Genomic DNA, 18,223 nt, shown 5'->3' with positions numbered 1-18,223 from the left:
ATGATTTCAAAAGGCTTAGCAGAGTTATCTTACTGGATAGTTGTGCTAAGTCTTTTTAGGTCGTGTTGATTTTTTCTGATTGTTTGGGAGGATAAAGTGAGACGAGCAGAGTATAAAAGAAGACGCTAAATAAAATAGTATTGTTTTGAATTAAATCGTAAAAGTAAGACGTTTAAGAAGCGTTTTATATGAAATGAAAATCATTTTTTTATTTAAAAGCGACAAAAAAACGAGCAGAAATCTATTTTATCTGCTATACTGGGTTCGTTGCAAGTTCCCGAGAGGATCCGTACGATACGGAGATGCCTTGTAACCGAATTTAACTAGGGGGAATCACTTATGGGAGAAAGACATTTATTTACCTCAGAATCTGTTTCTGAAGGACATCCAGATAAAATTGCTGACCAAATCAGCGATGCCATCTTGGATGCAATCTTGGCACAAGACCCAACAGCACGAGTTGCATGTGAAACATCTGTAACGACTGGTCTTGTATTAGTATTTGGAGAAATTTCTACAACAGCTTATGTAGATATCCAAAAGGTTGTTCGCCAAACAATCAAAGAAATTGGTTATACACGTGCCAAATTCGGATTTGATGGAGATACGGTAGCTGTATTAGCTGCAATCGATGAACAATCTCCTGATATTGCTCAAGGTGTGGATGAAGCACTAGAAATCCGAGATGAAGATAAAAAAGACGTATTAGATGAAATCGGTGCAGGTGACCAAGGGTTGATGTTTGGTTTCGCAGTAGATGAAACACCAGAATTGATGCCTTTACCAATCGCATTGAGTCATCGTTTAGTCCGTCGCTTAGCAGATTTGCGTAAATCAAATGAATTGACTTATTTACGCCCAGATGCAAAATCACAAGTAACAGTAGAATATGATGATAATGGACAACCAGAACGTGTTGATACGATCGTTATTTCTACTCAGCATGATGACGCAATCGATAATGAAACAATTCATCGTGATGTCATCGAAAAAGTAATAAAAGAAGTTATTCCAGCTGAATTACTAGATGATAAAACAAAATACTATATCAATCCTACTGGCCGTTTCGTGATTGGCGGACCTCAAGGTGATGCTGGTCTAACAGGCAGAAAAATCATCGTTGATACTTATGGCGGCTATGCACGTCATGGTGGTGGTGCCTTTTCTGGTAAAGATGCAACAAAAGTTGACCGTTCAGCAAGTTATGCCGCACGCTACATTGCTAAAAACATCGTAGCAGCTGGTCTTGCACATAAAGTGGAAGTTCAACTCGCTTATGCGATCGGTGTTGCACAACCTGTCTCTATTTCAATCAATACTTTTGGTACTTCTACAGTTCCAGAAGAAGACTTGATTGCAGCGGTTAGAGAAAACTTTGATCTACGACCAGCAGGTATCATCGAAATGCTTGACTTGCGTCGCCCAATCTACCGCCAAACAGCAGCTTATGGTCACTTTGGCCGTACAGATGTTGATCTGCCTTGGGAACATACTGACAAAGTAGATGCATTAAAAGCAAGTTTAGGTAAGTAGAGTTTTGTTGCTGGAATGATTGCCTTTAGGGTGATTGTTCCAGTTTTTTTATGGTAAAAATCAGCTGTAAACTAGCGATCGCTTTTAGCTGGTATTTTCTGATAAGTCATTTAGCTTATTTTTTTTGGCTCAAAATGATTCTTGTAAAAATAAAAAGGAGGAATAAGATGAAAAGAGAAACAAATGTCAAACTCGTAACGATCAGTGTGTTTATCGCGACTTTTATGACAGCAATCGAGGGAACGATCGTTACAACGGCGATGCCTACGATTGTAGGTTCACTTCATGGAATGGAAATCATGAACTGGGTATTTTCTATTTATTTACTGACAAATGCGATGCTGACACCTATCTATGGAAAGTTAGCTGACAAAATTGGACGTAAACCGATTTTTATTTTTGGTACGCTATTATTTATTATCGGTTCACTATTTTGCGGTCTTTCTCAAACGATGATTGGTTTGATTGTAGCTCGAGCTGTTCAGGGAATGGGGGCAGGAGCGATGATGCCTGTTGCATTAACGATCATCGGTGATCTGTATTCAATCGAAAAAAGAGCAAAGGTATTAGGGCTCAACAGTTCAGCTTGGGGGATCGCTAGTGTGTTTGGCCCATTAGCGGGTGGATTTATTGTTGAAACGATCAGCTGGCACTGGATCTTTTTTATCAATGTTCCGATTGGGCTCTTATTGATGATCTTGATTTGGTTGTACTTGAACGAACCGAAAGTACAACATGAATCAAAACCAATGGATCTTTTTGGTAGTTTTAGTCTGATGGCGATGCTAGTTGCCTTGTTATTAGGATTTCAATTGTTGGGAGATCAAGGGTTTACGCCTGTAGTGATCAGTCTGCTTGTAGGGAGTGTGGCTTTACTAGGACTGTTCATCTTTGCAGAAAAAAGAGCAAAAGACCCAGTTATCATGTTGCATCTGTTTTCTAACCCGCTATTTGTAGTCGTGAATTTAGCTGCTGCTTTAGCTAGTGGATTTTTGATGGGAATCGATGTATATATCCCAATGTGGATGCAAGGGGTATTAGGATTGAATGCCGCAGTGGGCGGATTAGTATTGGCTCCACTTTCTCTTGTTTGGATGGTTGGTTCTTTCTTGGCAAGTAAATGGATGACACAAATGGCAACAAATTGGGTCTTACGGATCGGCTTGTTTATTGCGGCTGTCGGGGGCGCATGGCTTTGGTTGATGCCATTTCATAGTAATTTTCTATGGTTTTTTGCTATTTCAACAGTTATTGGTGTGGGCTTAGGGATAACGATGACGACCTCAACAGTTAGTGCGCAAAATAGTGTACCACGAGAACAGTTAGGTGTTGCTACATCATTTAATACATTAGTTCGAACAATTGGTCAAACAGTGATGGTGGCGATATTCGGATTATTAATCAACGGCATTACACAAAGCGAACTAGCAGCAAGGAATCTAACGGATGATCCAGATATCATGAACAAGCTTGTTAATCCGCAAACAGCGAAAGAAATCGAAGCGGGATTGCTTACACCATTACGTGGAATATTGTATGATGGGTTACATCAAGTTTATTTTGTAGGATTGCTCTTAGTAGTAATTGCTTTTGCCTTAACGTTTTTTGTTCGAGATAAAAGTGATAGAATAAGAGAGTATTGAAATGAGACAGCGAAAGAACCATTGGCGTAAGGTAATCATGTAATTATTTTGAAGAGATACCACTCACATAAGAAACAAGATTACATTCACAGCCTTAGAAAGGATGTTTCAACATGGCGTTTATTCAAGCAAATATTTATTCGAATGTCTTAGAGATGGAGGTCAATCTAAATGTGATCCTTCCGCAAAAGACAAAAAAAGTGATCGGTACGAGTTCAGAACAGGAAACAATGGATGTGCCAGTTTTATACCTTCTTCATGGAATGGGAGGAAATCACAGTGTCTGGGAACGAAGAACGTCGATAGAAAGATATGTAGCAGACCATGGCTTAGCAGTCATCATGCCTTCTACTGATCTTGGCTGGTACACAGATACGGCTTATGACATGAATTATTGGACATTTATAGCAGAAGAACTTCCTGAAATCTGTCATGAATTATTTCCACAGTTGACGACAAAAAGAGAAAAAACGTATGCTGCTGGGTTATCAATGGGTGGTTACGGTGCATTGAAACTTGGCTTAGCAAAACCGGAAAATTTTGCTGCGATCATTTCTCTATCTGGAGCAATTTCTGTTGGAAACCGTATGGATGATCTTTTAATGGTCCGTAAAGCAAAATTCTGGGAAGGCATTTTTGGTCCATTAGAACAAATCAAAGGTTCGGTTAATGATCCTCAGTATCTGTTGGAACAATTAGTCAAAAGTGGAAAAACCGCACCTCGTATGTATCTAGCTTGCGGTGAGTCTGATTTTCTGTATGATGTCAATCAGGAAATGGTGGATTCAATGAAACAAAATGGCGTTGGTGTCACTTTTGAACATGGACCAGGAGACCACAATTGGATTTTCTGGGATCAATGGATCCAGCGGGCTCTTGACTGGCTTTTTGAAGAAGATAAAAATTAATTGAAACGGCTGACTTCGGGTTGCCAAAGGCTTATTTTTGGCACCGTTTATGGTCAGTCGTTTTTTATCTTATAATTGAATTTGAGCGTTGAAAAATGAGAGTCGTGTGTAGTGAAGTGTTTATTTCGTTACACAGGGCTTTGTTTTTTGTAGTCATTTTGAATGAACGTTATCTATTTGTTTTCCTGATGATTTATGGTATATTCCTCTACGCAAACAATACAAAAAATAGAAATAATTTTATGAGGTGAATTTTTTGGAAGAAACGAAGTATTGTAAAGAGTCAATGGTGATCCAGACGCATCGGATTTTTCCTTTTGATCTGAACCCGTTTGGTTTTTTGTTTGGGGGAAAGTTGATGACGATGATCGATGATGCTGCATCAATTTCAGTGACGAGACATTGTCGAAGAGGAGCGGTTACGGCTTCTTTAGATAGCTTGAATTTTTTGAAACCATTACATGAAAATCATTCCGTATGTGTGGAATCCTATGTATCTGGTACGCACCATAAATCAATGGAAGTTTTCGTCAAAATTATTGGTGAGAATCTGACAACAGGCGAACGTTATCTTGCGGCTACGTGCTTCACTACCTTTGTCGCAGTTCCTTCTCATATGAATGAAGAAGTGGAATTCACTGTTCCAAAAGTCCTTCCCAGCAGTACGGAAGAAGCAATGGTTTGTTCAGGATATGAAAAAAGAAGAACTCAGAGGTTACATGAACGAGATGAGTATAAAGAATTTGCCAAGCGATTGTCACTGGAGCTTCCTTGGAACGAGTCAGAAAAAGAAAGCTAGAGGTAGAAAAATTTTTCATTTGAATGAGAAAAGCAATTGTTTTAAAGGAGGAGAGACCCTTGGGCTTTTATCAGTCTTTACAGTTAGACCCGATTATTTTGAAACAAAAGATAAAAGAAGCGAAAACAAAGAAAGAAAAAAGAAGATGGCTGGCTTCATTAATCAGCCGTTCCTGCTTGATTGTGGCTTTTGCGGTCCTGATGATCTCTGTTGTCACGGCGATATTTGGTATCGAAGCAAAGGCGGAGGCTGTCGTATTCTTTTGTATGCTGTTGAGCCTACGGTTTGTTGATTTTGGTTACACTATCACGCATTCTATCTGGGGCTTAGCTGGCGTGATGGGTGCTTTTTTTATTTTACCTGAAATACAGTGGATTCCTTCCGCTATGCTTCGTTTAGTTGTGTATTTTGGACTGTTGACGATCATTTTGTTGGTAACTGCTAGTGAGCCGAAAATGGGAAATGCAGGATTATATGGCTTTGCTTATATCTTTATTGTGTATTCTATCTGGGGAGAAAAATTAGCCCCGCAGCAATGGCTCAATCGAAGTATCCTGTTTCTTCTCTTTTTTGGGATATTTGCAGTGATATTATATAAAAAACATCGAACAAAAAACAAAACGACTTCATTTTTAGCTGTATGGAGAAATGGAAAAAGACGACAACTAGTGTGGCTATTTGGTTATTCTCTAAGTATTTCTATTTTGATTGTGCTAAGTCGCTATAGTTCTTTTCAGCGTTTCATGTGGATTGGATTTGCTTTTTCTTCTTTATATTCCAGTTATGAATTTTTAGGAATCACTTTTAAAGAGCGAGCAATTGATCGAATCCTTGGAACTATATTAGGCAGCGCCTTGTTTATAGTCGCAAGTTCCTTGTTACCAAGCGGTTTACTGAGTCTTAGCGGCGGTTTTATATTGGGTATCTGTTCGACTTATCGCTATAAGACGGTTTTCAACTGCTTTGGGGCATTGACTGTCGCAAGTAGTTTGTTTGGATTAACAGAAGCAACAATGATGAGAGTAATAGATAACATGATTGGTGTGGGAGTGGCACTCTTATTTATCTGGCTTACTCAATGGTATAGTAAAAAAATGGAGTGGTACAAAGACAGAAGAAAACAGTCGCTTCTTGAATGATAAAAAGAATCCTTGATAAAACGCAATACTTGAATGATTTCGAGCTGCGATTTTATCAAGGATTCTTTTTTAGTGAGTCAAAAAGTGTGGGAGAGGGATAATATAGCTTAACCTTTGAAGTTAATGTGTTTCAATCCTTCAATATATATAGAAATACTTGAAAGGAAAAGCTGTTTTTCACTCTCTGCGTGTTGATGTGCAGTGATACTGGCTTTTAGGCCAGTTAATTCATTTTCTTCGACATAATTTTTCATTGTCAGGATCGCGGTTTTTAGGGAAGGGTTGCCTGCAATGATTTTTTGACGAAGCTGTTGTTCATGTTGATGGTCCATCAGCTGGCCAATCAAAAGATTATGCAGAGAGGAAACGGCTTGCCGACTTTGGGTGACCGAAAAGCCCGCTTGCATCAGGGTTTGGATCATCATTTCTATATGTTCTAACCGACTAGAGTAGGCTGGAATGGTATTGATCTCAAGTTCAGCACCGCAAGGGAACGTAGTGTAAAGATCATAATAATTTTCCATAAATTGAAAAAGTCGTTCTTCCCAAGATAACTGGATAGCAGGAATAACAAGCTGATCTTCCATGGATTCTGCCATTTTTTGCAGTAATTCTTGTTTATTTTTGAAGTACCAGTAAATTGCAGGTGCTTTGACATTTGCTTTAAACGCTAGATTACGCATGGATAATTTTGAAAGTTCCTGTGTTTCTGCCAGAATCCCAAAGGCAGTTTGGATAATTATTTCTTGAGAAAGCTTTGTTTCCAATTTAATCAACCTCTTGTATTGCATTATTTTTTTATACATGGTAAATTGTTAGTCGGTCTAATTTTACAGTGTTAAATAAGGCCTGTCAATTTTGAAAAAAAGGGGTGTAACGACCAATGAACTTAATTTTAAGACATGCAAAAAAATATAAGAGTGCTGTCTTCATTTCATTGTTGTCTGTGGCTATCATGGTCGCTGCCACACTTTGGCAACCAAAACTGCTGCAGCAAGTACTTGAAGCAATCATTACAGAAGATAACGACGAAATGAAAACAATCGGGGTCTATTTGATCAGTTTGGCTTTGTTAGGTCTAGCGGCTGGGGTGACGAATACGATTTTTTCTGCAAAGGTTGCCCAAGGTGTCAGTGCAGACATCCGTGAAGAAGCTTTCCGAAAAATCCAAACCTTTTCATTTGGAAATATCGAACAATTTTCTGCAGGAAACTTGGTTGTACGTTTGACCAATGATATTACGCAGATCCAGAACTTAGTCATGATCTCGTTGCAATCATTATTTAGAATCCCATTTCTATTTATTGGGGCATTTATTCTAGCAATGTTGACTATGCCACAATTATGGTGGATCATCGTAGCGCTGATCGTGGCAGTATTTTTGATCACGGCGTTATCCTTTACACGAATGGGAAAACATTTTATGATCATCCAAAAATTGATCGATAAAGTGAACAGTATCGCAAAAGAAAACCTCATGGGGATTCGAGTAGTGAAATCTTTCGTTCAAGAAGAAAACCAATTAAAGAATTTTAGTAAAGTAAGTGAAGACTTAACAAAACACAATATCATCGTAGGAACCTTATTTTCTGTGATGATTCCTTCGTTTATGTTAGCGGCCAATCTAGCAGTCGTTGGCGCAATTTTCTTTGTTAGTGATATAGCCAAAGATGATCCAACATTGATTGGTGGGATTGCTTCATTCATGAATTATCTGATGCAGATCATGATGGCGATCATCATTGGTGGAATGATGATGATGATGACGTCAAGAGCGGCAGTTTCCTTAAAACGAATCAAAGAAATTTTAGATACAGAACCAGATTTGACTTATCCAGATGTTCCAGAACAGGAATTGTCAGGCTCCGTTACGTTCGATCATGTCTCTTTCCGCTATCCTGGGGACGATGAAGATACATTAAAAGATATCAGTTTTTCGATCCAAGCAGGGGAAATGGTTGGGATCGTTGGAGCAACAGGTGCAGGTAAATCGACTTTAGCACAGTTGATCCCAAGATTATTCGACCCAACAACAGGAAAAGTCGAAGTCGGTGGTGTCGATTTACGCCAAGTAAATGAAAAAAGCTTGCGCCATACCGTTGCATTTGTCCTACAAAAAGCTATTTTATTCTCTGGTACTATCGCACAAAACTTACGTCAAGGGAAGAAAGATGCTTCGGAAAAAGACATGGAGCATGCTTCTGGCATTGCTCAAGCCAAGGAATTTATCGAAAAACTGGCTGACCGCTACGAAGCACCAGTAGAAGAACGCAGCAGTAATTTCTCTGGCGGTCAGAAGCAACGGTTGTCGATTACTCGTGGAGTGATCGGTGATCCTAAGATCTTGATCTTAGATGATAGTACAAGTGCGTTAGATGCACGTTCAGAAAAATTAGTGCGAGAAGCACTCAATAAAGAATTGAAAGATACAACAACCATTGTGATTGCGCAAAAGATTGCTTCGGTTGTGAAAACAGATCGTATCTTGGTTTTAGATGAAGGTAGACTAGTCGGTGAAGGCACACATGAAGAATTAGCTGCAACAAACCGCATCTATCAAGAGATTTTTGAAACTCAAAAAGGAACGGAGGAGTAACCATGACTGATTTGATCAAAGCAAGTAAGTTTTTCTATCATTATTTGAAACGTTATAAGGTCTCCTTTTTCTTTATCTTTGTTACAGTCATCATTGCGACGTATCTCCAGGTCAAAGCACCACAGTATATTGGTGAAGCCTTCCAAGAATTAGCAAACTATATTGGCGCCTTGATGCAAGGGGGAGATGATAAAAGTAGTTTTCTTTCTATTATCTGGAAGCTGTTGATTTTCTATGTGTTGGCGAGTGCAGCGAATTTTATTTACAGTATCTTGTTTACACAAGTTGTTGGCAAGTCAACCAACCGCATGCGTATCGGGCTATTCAATAAGTTGGAAAAATTGACGATCCGCTTTTTTGACTCTCATCAAGATGGTGAAATTTTAAGTCGCTTTACCAGTGATTTGGATAACATCCAAAACAGTTTAAATCAAGCTTTGCTTCAAGTAATTACCAATATTGTGTTACTTTTTGGTATCTTGATCATGATGTTTCGTCAAAATGTCGAATTAGCATGGGCAACGATCGCGTCCACCCCAGTTGCTATTTTAATCGCAGTACTGGTTATTCGAAAAGCAAGAAAATACGTTGATCTACAACAAGACGAAGTCGGTAAACTGAATGGATATATGGATGAAAAAATCAGTGGACAGCGTGTGATCATCACCAATGGACTGCAAGAAGAAACGATTGACGGATTTTTGGAACACAATGAAACTGTTCGAAAAGCAACATTCAAAGGACAGGCTTATTCTGGTTTACTCTTCCCGATGATGCAAGGAATGTCACTAGTGAATACTGCAATCGTCATTTTCTTTGGCGGTTGGTTAGCCTTGAATGGGGATCTGGAACGTTCAGTGGCTTTAGGATTAGTCGTCACATTTGTTCAATACTCCCAACAATATTACCAACCATTGATGCAGATTTCTTCTGGTTACAGCATGATTCAATTAGCGATTACTGGAGCAAGAAGGTTAAACGAAATGTTTGCTGAAAAAGATGAAGTGAAACCAGAACATGGACAACCGTTTAACGGCATTGAAAAAGGGTTAGCGTTAAATCATGTAGATTTTGGTTACAGTCCTGATAAAATGGTACTAAATGATGTATCGATCAATGTGGACAAAGGGGAAATGGTTGCCTTAGTGGGGCCTACTGGTTCAGGTAAAACGACCATCATGAATTTACTCAATCGCTTTTACGATGTCAATAGCGGGTCAGTTACGATTGATGGGACAGATATCCGCGAATACGATCTAGATGCTTTACGTAAACATGTTGGGATCGTTTTACAAGAATCTGTCTTGTTCTCTGGAACGATTCGCGACAATATCGTATTCGGAAAACCAGATGCGACAGATGAAGAGGTCATCAATGCAGCCCGACAAGCAAATATCCATGATTTCATCATGAATTTAGATAAAGGATATGAAACGGAAGTATCTGAAGAAAATAATCTGTTTAGTACGGGGCAAAAACAGTTGATCAGTATTGCTCGGACAATCATCACAAATCCCGCTTTACTGATCTTAGATGAAGCAACTAGTAACGTAGATACTGTGACAGAAGCTAGAATCCAGAAAGCAATGGACGAAGCCATCAAAGGACGGACAAGTTTTGTGATCGCTCACCGTTTGAAGACGATTTTAAATGCTGATCGAATCGTTGTATTACGAGATGGTAAAGTTATTGAAGAAGGAAATCATCATCAGTTATTAGCAGAAGACGGTTTTTATGCAGAGTTATACCACAACCAATTTGTATTTGAATAATAGAAGAAAAAACGTACGAGGGAAGATTTTGGTGATCTTTCCATCGTACGTTTTTTTATTGACAAGGTGCTGTTCATTCTTATTGCTTGATGCAGGGCAGGCTTTTCACAACCTAATCCACGGTGTTCAAGAAGCAACTCCTCAGCAATAAGTTCTAGATTTCCAAAATATGAGAAGCTATTTTAGAAATCTAGTTCTTATTTGCTCGGAGCTGTACGCTTCTTTCACAACCTCTTCCACGGTGTTCAAAGAGCTGACCTTCGGCAATAAGTCAAAAAATCTCAAAATATGAAAAGCTATTTCGAGATTTTCCTCCTTATCGCTCAGGTCAAAGCGCTCTTTTCACAACCTTTTTTTCAACGCAATACAAAATCGGTGGGTTGTTTTTTTGATTGATGAATTGGTATTTTAGGACATTGTACTTTTCTTGTGGTAGTGATTGGCAATAGTCTTGCACCATATCTAATTCTTTTTCGCCGCCTTCATGTCCGTAATAGACGACTAGGATCATCCGACCTCTTGGCACGAGGCGTTTGAGGATTTCTTCCATTGCTGTACGAGTGGTTTCGGGTAGGGTGATGACTGATTTATCGCTTTTTGGTAAATAGCCTAGATTAAAGATGCCTGCTTTGATGGGTTGTGCTTCATCGACTACTGTACCTAGTGTTTCATGACCTTGTAAAAACAAAGAGGTACGGTCGAGTAAATCTTGTTCGGTAAGCTTACTCTTAGTAGAAAGCAAAGCCTCTTTTTGAACATCAAAACTATAGACATGTCCAGTTTTGCCGATTTTTTCAGCCATGAAGACTGTGTCATACCCATTTCCCATGGTGGCATCTATGACGTGGTCACCGGGTTGGAGGATTTCTTCTAATAAAGAGTGGCTAAAGTGCAATGCCGTCTGTAACATCAGCTGAGTACTCCTTCTCTTATATTGAATTTTCCTTGGTAGCTATTACGACGAATAAGTTCATCATCTATTGCGTTCAAGACTTCCCATTTTTTTAGACTCCACATAGGCCCGATCAGTGAATCCCACGGTGCGTCACCTGTTAAACGGTGGATAATGATTTCTTTAGGGATCATCTCTAATTGATCACAAATGACGTTTACATAATCGGGGCGACTCATCAATTGCAATCGTCCTTCATGATAGTCACGCAACATTTTTGTTTTACGCATCAAGTGCATCAAGTGAAGTTTGATTCCTTGGATATCCGAATCTAAAATCGTTCGGCGAACATTCTCCCGCATCATGTCTAATGTTTCCCCAGGTAACCCATTGATCAAGTGGGTGCAGACACGAATATCATGTTTGCGTAACTTCGCCACACCATCTAAATAGGTCTGATAGTCATGGGCACGATTGATCAGAGTGGAGGTTTCTTCAAAGGTTGTTTGTAAGCCTAATTCCACCCACAAATAAAGACGTTGATTTAGCTCTGCTAAATAATCCACCACTTCATCTGGCAAACAATCAGGGCGGGTCCCAATGGATAATCCAACAACACCAGGTAAATTGATTACTTGTTCAAATCGTTCTCGGATCACTTCGACAGGAGCGTGCGTATTGGTGAAATTTTGGAAATAAACGATATATTGTTCCACACCAGGCCATTTTTTATGCATCATATCGATTTCTTTGTGAAACTGTATAGGTAATGGATCTTCTGGAGCGACGATCATATCTCCTGAACCAGAAACACTACAAAAAGTACAGCCACCGTGAGCGACTGTGCCATCACGATTCGGACAATCAAAACCGCCGTCTATCGGTACTTTAAAAATCTTGCCACCAAACACATTTCTTAAAGCATAGTTCCATGAATGGTAACGTTTGTTTCCATCTGAATAAGGAAAGTCCATAAAAATCCTTCTTTCTAAAGGTCACGAGAAGTCTTCTCGTACCCCTTTAAATATCTAAAAAATAATTGTTGAAATGTTAATGTTAATCTATCGTCTGAAGTTCAATCTGTTCCTTTTTTTCTCTATAGGTTGGATAAGTGAGAAAGAGCCAACTTAGGCTGAGCAAATATCCACCTAAAACATCACTTGGGAAATGGACACCTAGATATATTCGGCTTGCACCAACACTTACTATAATAAACGCCAACAGAAGTTGAAGCAATGTGGCGATTCCCTTTTTCTTGATCAGGCTAGGAAGTAAAAATAAAAGTGTCCCATATAAAATCATACTTGCAGCAGAATGCCCACTAGGGAAGCTGTAGCTGTGTTCGACAACTAAGTGAGGAGGAGTTGGACGCAACCGCATCACGAATAATTTGATCAATGGATTGATGATTCCGGCTATCACGACAAAATTAGTCGCAAACCAAATCAGTTCAATGTGTTTTTTCTTCCACCACAAAAATGCCAGAACAAGTAAAAATACAACAATCACAGTCAGTGCATTTCCGAATGTTGTGATAAATAGCTGGTAGTGGTTCCATTCAGGATAAGGTGTGCGTATGATTTCAGTTATGGTTTGATCAAATCCTGATAATAAGTTGATCCGATATTTAACAATGTAGCCTAATATGAAAAATAGGAATAAAAAAAGAGTACCGACTACATGAAAAGTTGTTTTTTGTTTCATAAGTTTCCTCCTTTTCAACAATAATTCATTATAGCATTCTTAGACTTATAAAAAACTTTCATATCTGTTATGTGAGTTAAAATTATACGCAAAAAACAACATTTCTATTTGGCAATACACCAATGTAATCACTTAGACATTTTCAGGTAATATAACCGACATACTTATTTTCATAAAAGACAGCGATGTGTTTAGCTGAAAACACGCAGTCTAGTCATACCAACGTTTTATTTTTTCCTACATATGGAAAATTACGAAAAATTACAGTCTGGTTACAATAAGGATAATGAGTCTTAAATAACTTTTAATAAAGTTTAAGAGAAGTTATAATTGTTATAATAGTAGAGAAATTGTAAACAGAATTTGGAGGATAGAAGATGGAAAACATTGCAAGAAAGGAACGCAGACGTTTAGAAGAGACCAAGCGATTCCGCAAAGTAAAACGTAGTGCCGCACTAGTCGGTACTGCAATGGTAGGCTGTTCTGTAGCGGCACCGTTGATACAACCAGTGCCAGTAAATGCTGATCAAACGCCAACTCAATTTGGTGCAAGAATCAATACTGCAGCATTTATTACGGAAATCGCGACTTATGCTCAACCAATTGCACAAGCCAATGATTTATACGCCTCCGTGATGATCGCCCAAGCGGTCGTTGAAAGTGGTTGGGGTAGTAGCGCGTTGTCCCAAGCACCGTATCACAATTTATTTGGTATCAAGGGTAGCTACCAAGGACAAACCGTTTATATGGATACACTTGAATACTTGAACAATCAGTGGGTGACTAAGAAAGAACCATTCCGTCAATACCCTTCTTTTGCGGAATCATTCAGTGACAACGCCTATGTTTTACGTAATACTTCATTTGGTAATGGCTATTATTATGCAGGTACTTGGAAAAGCAATACGAAATCCTATACAGATGCAACAGCTTACTTGACTGGACGCTACGCAACAGACCCAAGTTATGCTGGAAAATTGAACAATATCATTTTAACTTACGGCTTAACAAAATATGATACACCAGCAAGCGGTAATGCTGGCGGTGGTGCAACGACTGGTGGCAACACAAATACTGGAAATACGGGTAGTAACGCCAATGCAGGGAGTACCGGAACTACTTCAACAACCTATACAGTCAAATCGGGTGACTCTGTCTGGGGAATCTCTAATTCATTTGGCATCAGTATGTCACAGTTGATCGAATGGAACAATATCAAAAATAATTTTATTTATCCAGGACAAAAGTTAACGATCAAAGGTGGTCAAACAACCGGTTCTTCAACAAATAACTCTGGAAATAATACCAATTCTTCTGGAAACAGTAATTCTTCCGCAGGTACTGGTCAAACTTCTGGTACAAAATATACAGTCAAATCAGGCGATTCTGTTTGGAAGATCGCAAATGACCACGGTATCTCAATGAATCAACTGATCCAATGGAACAATATCAAAAATAATTTTGTTTATCCAGGGCAACAATTGATTGTGTCAAATGGAGGAAGCTCTTCTTCGGCTACGACGAATACTGGGAACGCATCAAGTAGTTCTAATGCAGGAAGCACAGCTGTTTCTGGTACCAAATATACGGTCAAATCAGGCGATTCCGTCTGGAGCGTGTCCAATAAATATGGTATCTCAATGAATCAGCTGATCCAGTGGAACAACATCAAAAATAATTTTATTTATCCAGGACAACAATTAGTCGTTTCGAATGGTTCTTCAAGCAGTTCAGCGACGCCCAACCAAACTACGACAAATAATACCAATACGAATACAGGTGCAACAACGAATACAGGAAGTACCTATACAGTCAAAGCGGGTGAGTCTGTCTGGAGTGTTGCGAATAAAAATGGCATTTCGATGGACCAATTGATCCAATGGAACAATATCAAAAACAATTTCATTTATCCAGGGCAACAGTTGATCGTTAAAGGCGGAAGTGCTGCAACTAGCACGAACACTTCTTCAACTGCAGCAGCAACAACGCCAAGCACGCCGAATACCTCGAATACGACAAGTACTGTATCAACTGGCGATACGATTTATACAGTCAAAGCAGGAGAGTCTGTTTGGGGCGTTGCGAATAAGCACAACATCACGATGGATCAATTGATCCAATGGAACAATATCAAGAATAATTTCATTTACCCAGGGCAGCAAGTAATCGTCAAAAAAGGGACTACTCAATCTGCACCAACGACTGGGCAAAAAACATATACGGTCAAAGCGGGAGAATCTGTCTGGGGAGTCGCTGATAGCCATGGCATCACGATGAACCAACTGATCGAATGGAACAATATCAAGAACAATTTCATTTATCCAGGCCAACAATTGATCGTAGCAAAATAAATGCTTGAACCACTCAAATAATAATTGAACTTATGTCATTTATTTGTTACTATGAACCTACACTTTTAATAAACCAACGTTTGAAAAGGAAGTAGTAAAAAGACGAAAGTTTTAGAGAGCACATGGCTGGTGGAAATGTGTACGGACGCTTTTGAACTCGCCTTTGAGTTGCATCTGCTGAAAATAGAAGTAAGCAGAGGCGGTGACGACCGTTACAACGTTCGAGGCCTTTTCAAAAAGGCAAAGTTAGGTGGTACCACGTAGTTTACGTCCTATAAAAAGAGCAATCTTTTTATAGGATTTTTTTGTTTTCTTTGATTAGAAAACAGGCGAATGGATTGCTCGTGCAAAGACATTCGTTGTATTCATCTTTATAAGATGAAAAATAGAGCAGGGGGATAGAAAATGAGTTATAACCATAAAGAAGTTGAAAAGAAATGGCAAAAATATTGGGCAAAAAACAATACCTTCAATACCCATGACGATCATGAAAAACCTAAATTCTATGCGTTGGATATGTTCCCATATCCATCTGGACAAGGCTTGCACGTAGGACATCCAGAAGGCTATACAGCAACAGATATCCTTTCTCGTTTCAAACGAAGCCAAGGATTCAATGTATTACATCCGATGGGGTGGGATGCATTTGGTCTTCCCGCAGAACAATATGCGTTGGATACTGGGAATGATCCTGCTGAATTTACCCAAAAAAATATTGAAACATTCCGACGTCAAATCAATTCTTTAGGGTTTAGTTATGACTGGAACCGTGAAGTCAATACAACTGATCCAGAATATTATAAATGGACACAATGGATCTTTACAAAACTATATGAAAAAGGCTTAGCGTATGAAGCAGAAGTAGCTGTGAACTGGGTGCCAGAGCTTGGAACAGTTATCTCAAACGAAGAAGTTATCGACGGAAAAAGCGAACGTGGGGGCTATGATGTCGTACGCAAACCAATGCGTCAATGGATGTTGAAAATCACAGCTTACGCAGATCGCCTTTTAGATGATTTAGAGTTAGTCGATTGGCCAGAAAGCGTCAAAGAAATGCAAAGAAACTGGATCGGTCGCTCAGTTGGAACCAACGTAGAATTTAAAGTAGCGGGTACAGACAAAGCGTATACGGTCTTTACGACACGTCCCGACACGTTATTTGGCGCAACTTATTCTGTATTAGCACCAGAACTTGACTTAGTGCGAGAAATCACGACACCTGAACAAAAAGAAGCAGTCGAAGCTTATATTGAAGAAACAGCTAAAAAATCGGATCTTAAAAGAACAGACCTAGCGAAAGAAAAGACGGGTGTGTTTACTGGAGCGTACGCTATCAACCCTGTCAACGGGAAAGAAATCCCAATCTGGATCGCAGATTATGTGTTAGCTTCTTACGGTACAGGCGCAATCATGGCAGTACCTGCGCATGATGAACGTGATTATGAATTTGCTAGAAAATTTGATTTAGAAATCATGCCAGTAATTGAAGGCGGAGATATCTCAGAAGCTGCATATACAGAAGATGGTGCGCATATCAATTCTGGTTTCGTAGACGGAATGAACAAACAAGAAGCAATCGAAAAAATGAACATGTGGTTAGAAGAACATGGCGTAGGTAAAAGAGAAACTAGCTATCGTTTACGTGACTGGTTGTTTTCACGACAACGTTACTGGGGTGAACCAATTCCGATCATCCATTGGGAAGATGGAACAGTCACTGCTTTACCAGAAGAAGAACTACCTTTACGCTTACCTAAAACGGAAAATATCAAACCTAGTGGAACAGGGGAGTCACCACTTGCGAACATTGATGAATGGGTCAATGTGACCGATCCTGTAACAGGTAAAAAAGGACGTCGTGAAACCAATACGATGCCACAATGGGCGGGCAGCTCATGGTATTACTTGCGTTATATCGATCCACACAATAAAAAAGAACTAGCCAATTACGAAAAATTAGTACGTTGGTTACCAGTAGATATCTATATCGGTGGAGCAGAACATGCGGTACTTCATTTGTTGTATGCACGTTTCTGGCATAAATTCTTATATGATATCGGTGTCGTTCCAACAAAAGAACCATTCCAAAAACTATATAACCAAGGAATGATTCTAGGCGAAAACAATGAAAAAATGTCTAAATCTCGTGGGAATGTAGTGAATCCTGACGATGTTGTAGCTAAATATGGTGCGGATACATTACGTTTGTATGAAATGTTCATGGGCCCATTAGATGCATCGATTGCCTGGAGTGAAAATGGTTTAGAAGGTAGCCGTAAATTCTTAGATCGTGTTTGGCGCTTGATCGTAGACGAAAACAACAAAATGCGCGATCGTATCACTACTTTGAACGATGGCAAATTAGATAAAGTGTATAACCAAACAGTGAAGAAAGTAACGGAAGATTATGAAACACTGCATTTTAACACGGCAATCTCTCAATTGATGGTCTTTGTCAATGAAGCCTATAAAGTAGATGCTCTTCCTTACGAATATATTGAAGGTTTCGTTCAGTTGCTTGCACCGATCGCACCACATATGGGAGAAGAACTATGGGCGATCTTAGGCAATGAAGGTGGTATTTCTTATGCTAAGTGGCCAACATATGATGAAGCTGCTTTAGTGGAAGATGAAATCGAAGTAGTTTTCCAAGTCAACGGAAAAGTTCGTGCAAAAACCAACGTTGCTCGTGACCTAGCAAAAGAAGATTTGGAAAAACTAGCCTTAGAAAATGAGTTGATCAAAGAAAATATCGAAGGCAAAACAGTGCGTAAAGTGATCGTGGTGCCAAATAAATTGGTCAACATCGTAGCAAACTAAGAAATTCGGCAATATAGCTAGAAAAAAGTAACTATATTAGCAGAATCAAGGAATAAAAAATAAAGG

General features: G+C 39.2%; 13 protein-coding genes, 1 riboswitch and 1 other annotated feature. Of the genes, 9 read left to right on the top strand and 4 right to left on the bottom strand.

Annotation, left to right across the window (positions count from 1 at the left end; all coding sequences use genetic code 11):
• Nucleotides 1-262 precede the first annotated feature (262 nt).
• Nucleotides 263-342: riboswitch (SMK box riboswitch) on the top strand.
• The 5 genes from metK to ED2_RS11640 all read left to right on the top strand — a co-directional run bounded on the left by metK (nucleotide 340) and on the right by ED2_RS11640 (nucleotide 6,022).
• Complete coding sequence (gene metK / locus ED2_RS11660; protein ID WP_005877990.1) at nucleotides 340-1,533, top strand: methionine adenosyltransferase; 1,194 nt, start codon at nucleotides 340-342, stop codon at nucleotides 1,531-1,533. Its footprint overlaps the riboswitch before it by 3 nt.
• Nucleotides 1,534-1,700: 167 nt before the next feature.
• A complete protein-coding gene (locus tag ED2_RS11655) occupies nucleotides 1,701-3,176 on the top strand; it encodes an MDR family MFS transporter (protein WP_016177800.1) in 1,476 nt (491 codons plus the stop codon).
• Between the two features lie 113 nt (nucleotides 3,177-3,289).
• The gene (locus ED2_RS11650) at nucleotides 3,290-4,084 is read left to right on the top strand and encodes an alpha/beta hydrolase (RefSeq protein ID WP_005877994.1); all 795 of its coding nucleotides are present in this window, start codon (nucleotides 3,290-3,292) and stop codon (nucleotides 4,082-4,084) included.
• A gap of 256 nt (nucleotides 4,085-4,340) precedes the next feature.
• Nucleotides 4,341-4,883 (top strand): acyl-CoA thioesterase, encoded by a 543-nt coding sequence (locus ED2_RS11645; protein ID WP_005877996.1) that lies wholly within the window; start codon nucleotides 4,341-4,343, stop codon nucleotides 4,881-4,883.
• A 59-nt stretch (nucleotides 4,884-4,942) separates the two neighbouring features.
• Complete coding sequence (locus tag ED2_RS11640) at nucleotides 4,943-6,022, top strand: FUSC family protein (protein WP_016177801.1); 1,080 nt, start codon at nucleotides 4,943-4,945, stop codon at nucleotides 6,020-6,022.
• Nucleotides 6,023-6,129: 107 nt separating this feature from the next.
• Here ED2_RS11640 and ED2_RS11635 read toward each other — a convergent pair whose 3' ends face one another.
• Nucleotides 6,130-6,789, bottom strand: coding sequence for a TetR family transcriptional regulator (locus ED2_RS11635; protein ID WP_016177802.1), 660 nt, complete (start codon nucleotides 6,787-6,789; stop codon nucleotides 6,130-6,132).
• Between the two features lie 116 nt (nucleotides 6,790-6,905).
• On the opposite strand from ED2_RS11635, the gene ED2_RS11630 reads away from it, so the two are divergent.
• Entirely contained in the window at nucleotides 6,906-8,618 is a 1,713-nt protein-coding gene (locus ED2_RS11630; protein WP_016177803.1) for an ABC transporter ATP-binding protein, read from the top strand.
• A 2-nt stretch (nucleotides 8,619-8,620) separates the two neighbouring features.
• Nucleotides 8,621-10,390, top strand: a complete 1,770-nt coding sequence (locus tag ED2_RS11625; RefSeq protein WP_016177804.1) for an ABC transporter ATP-binding protein — start codon at nucleotides 8,621-8,623, stop codon at nucleotides 10,388-10,390.
• Between the two features lie 328 nt (nucleotides 10,391-10,718).
• Here the strand turns inward: ED2_RS11625 and mnmM are convergent, their stop codons facing one another.
• From mnmM to ED2_RS11610, 3 genes are all read right to left on the bottom strand, one after another.
• Entirely contained in the window at nucleotides 10,719-11,300 is a 582-nt protein-coding gene (gene mnmM, locus ED2_RS11620; RefSeq protein WP_005878001.1) for a tRNA 5-(aminomethyl)-2-thiouridylate-methyltransferase MnmM, read from the bottom strand.
• Entirely contained in the window at nucleotides 11,300-12,256 is a 957-nt protein-coding gene (mnmL, locus tag ED2_RS11615) for a tRNA modification radical SAM protein MnmL/YtqA (RefSeq protein ID WP_016177805.1), read from the bottom strand. The genes mnmM and mnmL overlap by 1 nt, the downstream gene beginning before the upstream one ends.
• An 82-nt stretch (nucleotides 12,257-12,338) precedes the next feature.
• Nucleotides 12,339-12,986 (bottom strand): phosphatase PAP2 family protein, encoded by a 648-nt coding sequence (locus ED2_RS11610; protein WP_016177806.1) that lies wholly within the window; start codon nucleotides 12,984-12,986, stop codon nucleotides 12,339-12,341.
• A gap of 377 nt (nucleotides 12,987-13,363) precedes the next feature.
• On the opposite strand from ED2_RS11610, the gene ED2_RS11605 reads away from it, so the two are divergent.
• The gene (locus ED2_RS11605) at nucleotides 13,364-15,337 is read left to right on the top strand and encodes a LysM peptidoglycan-binding domain-containing protein (protein ID WP_005878004.1); all 1,974 of its coding nucleotides are present in this window, start codon (nucleotides 13,364-13,366) and stop codon (nucleotides 15,335-15,337) included.
• 70 nt (nucleotides 15,338-15,407) lie between these two features.
• Nucleotides 15,408-15,615 (top strand) — a binding site (T-box leader).
• A 127-nt stretch (nucleotides 15,616-15,742) separates the two neighbouring features.
• A complete protein-coding gene (gene leuS, locus ED2_RS11600) occupies nucleotides 15,743-18,157 on the top strand; it encodes a leucine--tRNA ligase (RefSeq protein ID WP_016177807.1) in 2,415 nt (804 codons plus the stop codon).
• Nucleotides 18,158-18,223 lie beyond the last annotated feature (66 nt).

Source organism: Enterococcus durans NBRC 100479 = LMG 10746 (assembly GCF_001544215.1).
GTDB classification, from domain to species: domain Bacteria; phylum Bacillota; class Bacilli; order Lactobacillales; family Enterococcaceae; genus Enterococcus_B; species Enterococcus_B durans.
The sequence above is the reverse complement of the archived record's forward strand: the minus strand, read 5'-3'. Positions and strand labels throughout refer to the sequence as shown.

Excerpts from the sequence above, each read along its gene's own strand:
- ED2_RS11655 (WP_016177800.1), top strand. The coding sequence starts at position 1,701 with ATGAAAAGAGAAACAAATGTCAAACTCGTAACGATCAGTGTGTTTATC.
- ED2_RS11605 (WP_005878004.1), top strand. The coding sequence starts at position 13,364 with ATGGAAAACATTGCAAGAAAGGAACGCAGACGTTTAGAAGAGACCAAG.
- ED2_RS11610 (WP_016177806.1), bottom strand. The coding sequence starts at position 12,986 with ATGAAACAAAAAACAACTTTTCATGTAGTCGGTACTCTTTTTTTATTC.
- leuS (WP_016177807.1), top strand. The coding sequence starts at position 15,743 with ATGAGTTATAACCATAAAGAAGTTGAAAAGAAATGGCAAAAATATTGG.
- mnmM (WP_005878001.1), bottom strand. The coding sequence starts at position 11,300 with ATGTTACAGACGGCATTGCACTTTAGCCACTCTTTATTAGAAGAAATC.
- ED2_RS11625 (WP_016177804.1), top strand. The coding sequence starts at position 8,621 with ATGACTGATTTGATCAAAGCAAGTAAGTTTTTCTATCATTATTTGAAA.
- ED2_RS11650 (WP_005877994.1), top strand. The coding sequence starts at position 3,290 with ATGGCGTTTATTCAAGCAAATATTTATTCGAATGTCTTAGAGATGGAG.
- mnmL (WP_016177805.1), bottom strand. The coding sequence starts at position 12,256 with ATGGACTTTCCTTATTCAGATGGAAACAAACGTTACCATTCATGGAAC.
- metK (WP_005877990.1), top strand. The coding sequence starts at position 340 with ATGGGAGAAAGACATTTATTTACCTCAGAATCTGTTTCTGAAGGACAT.
- ED2_RS11630 (WP_016177803.1), top strand. The coding sequence starts at position 6,906 with ATGAACTTAATTTTAAGACATGCAAAAAAATATAAGAGTGCTGTCTTC.